This window comes from Pseudonocardia sp. KRD291, from assembly GCF_019263595.1.
Lineage (GTDB): Bacteria > Actinomycetota > Actinomycetes > Mycobacteriales > Pseudonocardiaceae > Pseudonocardia.
In genome coordinates this window covers 1-7,355 of record NZ_JADQDD010000297.1, presented here as the reverse complement: position 1 = coordinate 7,355, position 7,355 = coordinate 1, and the positions used below count along the sequence as shown (strand labels likewise).

General features: G+C 71.2%; 7 protein-coding genes and 2 pseudogenes. 6 read left to right on the top strand and 3 right to left on the bottom strand.

Going from position 1 to position 7,355, the window contains the following annotated elements; genetic code table 11:
* The 4 genes and pseudogenes from I4I78_RS27625 to I4I78_RS27610 all read left to right on the top strand — a co-directional run.
* Window positions 1-663: pseudogene (locus I4I78_RS27625) on the top strand (Tn3 family transposase); the annotation flags it as partial.
* Between the two features lie 41 nt (window positions 664-704).
* Entirely contained in the window at window positions 705-1,187 is a 483-nt protein-coding gene (locus I4I78_RS27620; protein WP_218614429.1) for a hypothetical protein, read from the top strand.
* Window positions 1,172-1,441 (top strand): annotated as a pseudogene (locus tag I4I78_RS33530) (Tn3 family transposase); the annotation flags it as partial. The gene I4I78_RS27620 and the pseudogene I4I78_RS33530, both read left to right, overlap by 16 nt.
* A gap of 67 nt (window positions 1,442-1,508) precedes the next feature.
* Window positions 1,509-2,312: a Tn3 family transposase gene (locus I4I78_RS27610; protein ID WP_374225932.1), complete on the top strand. Its 804-nt coding sequence runs from the start codon at window positions 1,509-1,511 to the stop codon at window positions 2,310-2,312.
* A gap of 59 nt (window positions 2,313-2,371) precedes the next feature.
* On the opposite strand, the gene I4I78_RS27605 is transcribed toward I4I78_RS27610, so the two are convergent.
* The gene (locus I4I78_RS27605; protein WP_218614428.1) at window positions 2,372-2,695 is read right to left on the bottom strand and encodes a metalloregulator ArsR/SmtB family transcription factor; all 324 of its coding nucleotides are present in this window, start codon (window positions 2,693-2,695) and stop codon (window positions 2,372-2,374) included.
* A 104-nt stretch (window positions 2,696-2,799) separates the two neighbouring features.
* Here I4I78_RS27605 and I4I78_RS27600 point away from each other — a divergent pair, with 104 nt between their 5' ends.
* Window positions 2,800-4,806 carry a heavy metal translocating P-type ATPase gene (locus I4I78_RS27600; protein ID WP_218614430.1) on the top strand — a complete coding sequence of 669 codons (2,007 nt, stop codon included), beginning with the start codon at window positions 2,800-2,802 and terminating at the stop codon, window positions 4,804-4,806.
* 94 nt (window positions 4,807-4,900) lie between these two features.
* On the opposite strand, the gene I4I78_RS27595 is transcribed toward I4I78_RS27600, so the two are convergent.
* Complete coding sequence (locus tag I4I78_RS27595; RefSeq protein WP_308252396.1) at window positions 4,901-5,185, bottom strand: metalloregulator ArsR/SmtB family transcription factor; 285 nt, start codon at window positions 5,183-5,185, stop codon at window positions 4,901-4,903.
* Window positions 5,186-5,471: 286 nt separating this feature from the next.
* Between I4I78_RS27595 and I4I78_RS27590 the strand changes: the two genes are divergently transcribed.
* Window positions 5,472-6,473 (top strand): cation diffusion facilitator family transporter, encoded by a 1,002-nt coding sequence (locus I4I78_RS27590; RefSeq protein WP_308252395.1) that lies wholly within the window; start codon window positions 5,472-5,474, stop codon window positions 6,471-6,473.
* A gap of 369 nt (window positions 6,474-6,842) precedes the next feature.
* On the opposite strand, the gene I4I78_RS27585 is transcribed toward I4I78_RS27590, so the two are convergent.
* On the bottom strand, window positions 6,843-7,355 hold a 513-nt coding region (locus I4I78_RS27585; protein WP_374225931.1), incomplete at its 5' end, for a hypothetical protein.

The window sequence follows — 7,355 nt, the reverse complement described above, 5'->3', positions numbered from 1 at the left end:
ATCGCCAAGCTCGAGGCCATCCGCGCGATCGGGCTGCCGCCGGATGCGCTGGCCGACGTCAGTGCGCGGATCATGTCGGGCTGGCGGGCCCGGGCCGCGGTGCAGGCCCCGAGCCACTTCCGCGATTTCGCGGCGGCGACGAGGTGGGTGTTGCTGACGGCGTTGCTGACCGAGCGCGAACGCGAGATCACCGACACCCTGGTGGAGCTGCTGATCTCCACGGTGCATGCGATCAACGCGCGCGCGGATCGGCGGGTCACCGAGGAGATGGTGGCCTCGTTCCATCGGGTCCGGAACAAGAACGCGCTGCTCGCCCAGGTGGCCGAGGCCAGCCTGAACGATCCGGACGGCGCGGTGCGCGAGGTGGTGTTCCCGGTCGCGGGCGGGGAGGCCACTTTGCGGCAGGTGGTGGCCGAGGCCCGCGCGGGCGGCCCGGAGTTCCGCCGCAACGTGCAGGTCAAGCTGCGCGCCTCGTACTCGCACCACTACCGGGTCGGGATGGTGAAGCTGCTGCGCACCCTGGCGTTCCGGTCCAACAACACCGCGCACGCGCCGATCATCGCCGGGATCGCGTTGGTGCTGCGCCACGCGGAGTCGAAGCTGCAGTACTACCCGACGACCGGCGAGACGGTGCCGGTGGAGGGGATCGTGGGCGGTGACTGACCGAGCTCGCCTATCGCGGCGAGCCCGGCACCGGGCGGGTGGTGCGCACCGTCTACGAGGTGTGCCTGTTCCGGGCGCTGCGGGAGCGGCTGCGCTGCAGAGAGATCTGGGTGCAGGGCGCGGATCGGTGGCGCAACCCCGATGAAGACCTGCCCGCCGACTTCGAGACCCGCCGCAGCGCCTACTACAGCGAGCTGTCCGTACCGCTCGATCCGATGGGTTTCATCGAGCCGCTGGGCATGGAGCTGACCCACGAGCTGCACGCCCTGCACGACGGGCTGCCCGAGCTCGGGTGGTTGAGCATCAGCTCCCGCGGAGGCGGCCGCATCACGTTGTCGCCACTGGAGGCAGAGGCGGAACCGAGGAACCTGCGCCGGCTCAAGGCTGAGCTGCGCAGCCGGTGGGGGCTGGTGCCGCTGCTGGATATGCTCAAGGAGACCGTGCTGCGCGTCGGGCTGGTCGAGCACTTCGCCTCACCGGCGCACGCGGCGGCATCGACCCCGCGGTCATGGCGGAGCGGCTGATCTTGTGCATCTTCGGGTACGGCACCAACATCGGGCTGCGCGCGATCGCCGCCGGCGAGCACGGCCACACCGAGGACGACCTACGCTACGTGCGGCGCCGCTACCTCTCGGTCGACGGGGCGCGCGGGTTCGCCGCGGCGATCGCGAACGCCACCTTCGCCGTCCGCGGTGAGCTGATCTGGGGCGCCGGGACCGGCGCGGTGGCATCCGACTCGACGCACTTCGGGGCGTTCGACCAGAACCTGTTCACCCAGTACCACGTCCGCTACGGCGGCCGCGGCGTGTTGATCTACTGGCACGTGGACAGCAAGTCGGGTCGCGATCCACTCGCAGTTGATCACCTGCACCGCATCGGAGGTCGCGGCGATGATCGAGGGCGCGATGCACCACCGCACCGAAATGGACGTCGGGGCCAACTACGTCGACTCGCACGGCCAATCGGAGGTCGGGTTCGGGCTGACCCGGCTGCTCGGGTTCGAGCTCAAGCCGCGACTCAAGCGGATCAACCACACCAAGCTGCACGTCCCGGACGTCGAGACCCGCGCCCGGATCCCGCAGCTTCAGCCGGTGCTGGCCGGGCGCGGTCCAATCCGGTGGGACCTGATCGCCCAGCAGTACGACCAGCTGGTCCGCTACGCCACCGCGATCAACAATCGCACCGCGTCGACGGAGGCGATCCTGCGCCGGTTCACCCGCGCCGCCACGCACCCCACCTACCAGGCGCTGCTGGAGGTCGGCCGGGCCCAGCGGACGATCTTCCTGTGCCGGTACCTGCGGTCGCGGACCGAGCAGCGCGAGGTCAACGCGGGCTTGAATGTGGTCGAGTCGTGGAACGGGGCGAACGCGCAGATCGCCTACGGCAAGGCCGGGGACATCGCCACCAACCGCCGCGACGAGGCCGAGATGACCGTGCTGTGCCTGCACATCCTGCAGGCCGCGATGGTGCACGTGAACACGTTGATGATCCAGGACGTGCTCGCCGAACCCGACTGGGACGACGTCTTGACCGCGGAGGACTACCGCGGCTTGACTCCGCTGATCTGGGCGCATGTCGCGATGCACGGCGAGTTCAAGCTCAACATGACCCGTCGGCTCACCCTCGGAGCCACCACGCGGCGGAGATAGCCGCCGGTGACAGCCGCAGCCAGAGATCGGCAGTCATCACAAGCGCGTCCACGAGCCGTCTACGACCGGCTGGCCGGCGTCGGCCGGGCGAGTGAGACCCCGAGCAGCTGGGTGATCTGCTCGTCGACGGTGGTGTAGTGCACGAAGGTGCCGCGGCGGCGGCCGCGGACCAGCCCGGCGAGCCGGAGCTTGGACAGGTGCTGGCTGACCGCGGTGGGCGCGGCACCGACGAGCTCGGCCAGACAGGCCACCGACGTCTCACCCTGCGCCAACGCCCAGAGGATTTTGATCCGGGTCGGGTCAGCGAGCAGCCGGAACGCCTCCGCAGCCCGCTCGACCAGCGGATCGTCGGGCATCTGGAACCCGGGCAACGCATCATGCACGTTCCCGAACGTAGCGCCGAAATGCCCATCTGTCGAGCTGTTCAGCTATCTAGCTCACTGCATACCTGCGTTTGTACGCATGTAGTGTGGTTCGGGTGACGACGATGGTGCGGGACCGACCGCAGGTGATGCGCCCGGCGCGGAGTGTGTGGGCGCGGTTGTGGGATCTGACCGAGATCCGGTGGGCAGCGATCGCGACCGTGCTGTTCGCGCTCGGCGGGGCGGCGCAGCTGTCCGGTGCGCCGGCGCCGGTGTGGTGGGCGCTGTATCTGGCCTGCTACGTGACCGGTGGGTGGGAGCCGGCGCTGGCCGGGCTGCGCGCGCTGCGCGAGAAGTCCCTCGACGTGGATGTGTTGATGATCGTGGCCGCGCTCGCGGCGGCGGCTATCGGGCAGGTGTTCGAGGGGGCGCTGCTGATCGTCATCTTCGCCACCTCGGGGGCGTTGGAGGCGTTCGTGACCCGGCGCACCGCCGATTCGGTGCGTGCGCTGCTCGACCTGGCCCCCGAACGCGCCACCCGGCTGCGCTCGTCGGACGCCGAGGACGGGGCTGGGGAGGTCGTGGACACCGCCGAGCTGGTCGTGGGCGACCTGGTGCTGGTGCGCCCCGGGGAGCGGATCGGTGCGGACGGGCAGGTACTGGACGGGGTCAGCGAGGTCGACCAGGCCTCGATCACCGGGGAACCGCTACCGGTGCTCAAAGAGCCCGGCGACGAGGTGTTCGCCGGCACCCTCAACGGCACCGGCGCACTGCGGGTGCGGGTCGCCCGCGCGGCCAGCGAGTCGGTCGTGGCCCGGATCGTGGCTCTGGTCGAGCAGGCCTCGGCCACCAAGGCCCAGACCCAGTTGTTCATCGAGAAGGTCGAGCAGCGCTACTCGATCACCGTCGTGGTCGCCACCTTGGCGCTGGCCGCGGTCCCGCTGCTGCTCGGGGCGGCGTTCACCCCGACTCTGTTGCGCGCCATGACTTTCATGATCGTCGCCTCGCCGTGTGCAGTCGTGCTGGCCACCATGCCGCCGCTGCTGTCCACCATCGCCAACGCCGGCCGGCACGGCCTGTTGGTCAAGTCCGCGGTGGTCATGGAGCGCTTCGGCCAGACCACCCTGGTGGCCTTCGACAAGACCGGCACCCTCACCGAGGGCACCCCCCGGGTCGCCGAGATCGAGCCCATCCTGCGCGGATCCAGCGGGGGGTTGAGCGTCGATGAGGTGCTCGCGTTGGCTGCCGGAGCCGAGCAACCCAGCGAGCACCCGGTCGCCCGCGCCGTGGTCGCAGCGGCCCGCGACCGCGACCTCGCGGTTCCCGCGGCCGAGGACTTCAGTTCCACCCCGGGCCGGGGCGTGACCGCGGTGGTGGACGGGCGGCGGGTGCGCGTCGGCTCGCCCGCCCTGCTCGGCGAGATCGCCGAGGCAGGTCGGGCAGACACCCCGGCAGGCGGCGTCACGGACGCGGTCGGCCGGGCCCTGGACGAGGCGGCACGACTCGAGGAGATCGGGCGGACCGCGGTCGTGGTACTGGTCGACGACAGCCCTGCCGCGGTGCTGGGCCTCGCCGACCGATTGCGTCCCGACGCCCACGACACCGTGGCCGCGCTGACGGTGTTGACCGGGAACTCCCCGGTCCTGCTGACCGGGGACAACCCGCGCGCCGCTGCCCGGCTCGCCGCCGAGGTCGGCATCACCGACATCCGCGCCGGGCTGCTCCCCGCCGACAAGGTCGACGCCGTGAAGGCGTTGCAGGCCCACGGACATCGGGTGCTGCTGGTCGGCGACGGAGTCAACGACGCCCCGGCAATGGCCGCCGCGGACCTGGGGGTGGCGATGGGCCGACGCGGATCGGACCTCGCACTGGAAACCGCCGATGCGATCATCGTCCGCGACGAGCTGGCCACCCTGGCCACAGTCATCAGGCTGTCCCGACGAGCACACCGCGTCGTGCGGGCCAACCTCGCCTTCGCCGCCACCGTCATCGTCGTCCTGGTCACCTGGGACATCACCGCCACCTTGCCGCTACCGCTCGGCGTCGCCGGACACGAAATGTCCACCGTCGTCGTCGGGCTCAACGGGCTTCGTCTGCTCCGCGCCGCCGCGTGGCGACGGGCCACACCCTGAGGACCGCCCCCACATTGCGCGTCGGGGCTTCGGGAGCCGCGCGACGGCCCGGTCAGGGGATCGGCCTTCTTGCACCGGCAGGTCGTCGAGGTGCTCAACGCTCGGGCGCGTGGTGGGGAATGCCGTGGATGAGGTGCCCGGCGAACAGGTAGGCCTCCTCGACCAGGCCGCGCAGGTGGTCACTCGCGACGCGGTAGAGCATCCGGCGCCCCTCGCGGCGGACCTGGACCAGCCCGGCCAGGCGTAACCGCCCGAGGTGCTGAGACACCGAGGACCGCGACGCGCTGACCTGCGCGGTGAGGGTGCTCACGTCCTGCTCGTCGCCGGCGAGTAGCCGCAGCAGGTGCAGCCGGGTGGGGTCGGCCAGATGCCCCAGCACCTCCGCCGCGAGCGCAAGCTGATCGCCGGTTCCGAACTGTCGCCCTGGACTCGCATCTGCCATGATATCGCGTGCGCGCATGTTTGCATAATGGCCCTGGGCAGCGCATCCTGGCAATATGAGCGACACGCGAGCAGGCGACCCGAGTCGCGCCACGGGCGGTGGGCCGGCCGAGCACCCCCACGAGCACGGGAGCCCCGCGCAGGGACACGGGCATGGCCAGGGACAGGTCACCGGCCACGAGATCGCGTCGGCTGCCGGACATGGGCATGGGCATCCAGGTCGGGTGCGAGGGTGGTTGGGGTCGGTGTTCACCCCGCACAGCCACGACGCGGCGGACTCGGTGGACTCGGCGTTGGAGTCCAGCGCGGAGGGTGTCCGGGCGTTGAAGATCAGCCTGGTCGCGCTCCTGGTCACCGCGCTCGCCCAGGTAGTGGTGGTGGTGCTGACCGGGTCGGTGGCGCTGCTGGCCGACACGATTCACAACTTCTCCGACGCCCTGACCGCGGTGCCGTTGTGGATCGCGTTCGTGCTCGGCCGCCGGGCAGCGACCCGGCGCTACACCTACGGGTACGGCCGCGCCGAGGACCTGGCCGGGGTGTTCATCGTGTTCATGATCGCGCTCTCGGCGGTGGTGGCCGGCTACGAGTCGATCCGGCGACTGCTGGACCCGCAGCCGATCACCAACATCGGGATCCTGATCGCCGCCGGTTTGATCGGGTTCGCCGGAAACGAGCTCGTCGCGCTCTACCGGATCCGGGTCGGGCGGAAGATCGGATCCGCGGCGCTGGTCGCCGACGGCCTGCACGCGCGCACCGACGGGTTCACCTCTCTCGCCGTGGTCGCGGGCGCCTTGGGGGTGCTGGCCGGGTTCCCGCTGGCCGACCCGATCGTCGGGCTGCTGATCACGGTGGCGATCCTGTTCGTGCTCAAGAGCGCCGCCCGCGACATCTACCGCCGGCTCATGGACGCCGTGGACCCCGAACTCGTCGACACCGCCGAGGCGAGCCTGCGCGCGGTGCCCGGGGTGCGCGCCGTGGAGGAGCTGCGACTGCGCTGGATCGGGCACCGGGTACGCGCCGAGACCGGCATCACCGTCGACCCGGACCTCGGGATCGTCGCGGCGCACGACATCGCCACCAAAGCCAAACACGCCCTGCTGCACGACGTACCGAAGCTGGTGGCTGTGACCGTGCACGTCAGCCCGCGTGACACCGCCGGGCACGACCACCACGCCGGGCTCGCCCACCACGCCGCCGCAGTGGAGCACGGCGCGATCTCCAAGTAACTCGTTCACCCCGCCCCGACCCTCTGGCGATCAAACGAACGTTTCCCAGACAAGATCACCGACTCGGGCGTCATCTGAAGGTGCCGTGGACAGCGGCACGGACGCGGCCCGGGCCGACCTGGTCGCCGACCGCCAGCCCGGCGGGCCAGTGAGATTGTCGAAGGGGATCGGCGCCAATCGCGGCCTTCCCTCGGCACCGGGGCCTGCGACATAACGGTCGTTGTCTGCGCCGCGGGGGCTCATCTGGTCAAGGCCAGTGCTGCGCGAGGACGTAGGTCCTGGCATGAGTTAGCTATTGAATCGGGGCGAGGCCGCCTGGCTGCCGATCCCCGACCGCGCGGCCGGCGTGTGATGGCGGGTTCAGGTAGGTCAGGGCTTTCGCCGGGCCCCAGGGCCTGCGGCCACCGGTCGTGGTCCGGGCCCGACTACGGCCGGTCGGACCCGCGGCGGGGTGTTCAGCGCGCCCCAGCCGGACTCGGTGATCACGGTCATAGCCACCGCGACCGCGGCCCCGACCACCTCCGGGCGCAGGTTCAGCACCGCGGCGAGCGCGCCGGCAACACCGGCGACCAGCACGGCCGGCTCGCCGTGCGGCTGCAGAGCCTGCCGGGCGGGCGCGTACCGGTCCCCGTCACCGCACATCAACTCGCGCAGCTCGTCGACGAAGCGCCGGCCCACATCGACGGGCAGACGGGGCTTGCCGCGCGCTGCGCCGGCAGCGCCGATCACGCGAGCGGGCCTGCGGCGCGGGCCTTGCGCCGCCTCCCGGCTGGGCCGCGGACCCGGGATCGGCCCCGCCGGGGGCGGGCCCGCCGTGCTCCGCTGCGCCATCTCGAGTACCGCGGTCACCTTCTGCGCCAGGTCACCGGACGGGCTTGCTGC

Coding starts and splice junctions, on each gene's coding strand:
- I4I78_RS27600 (WP_218614430.1), top strand. CDS start 2,800: ATGGTGCGGGACCGACCGCAGGTGATGCGCCCGGCGCGGAGTGTGTGG.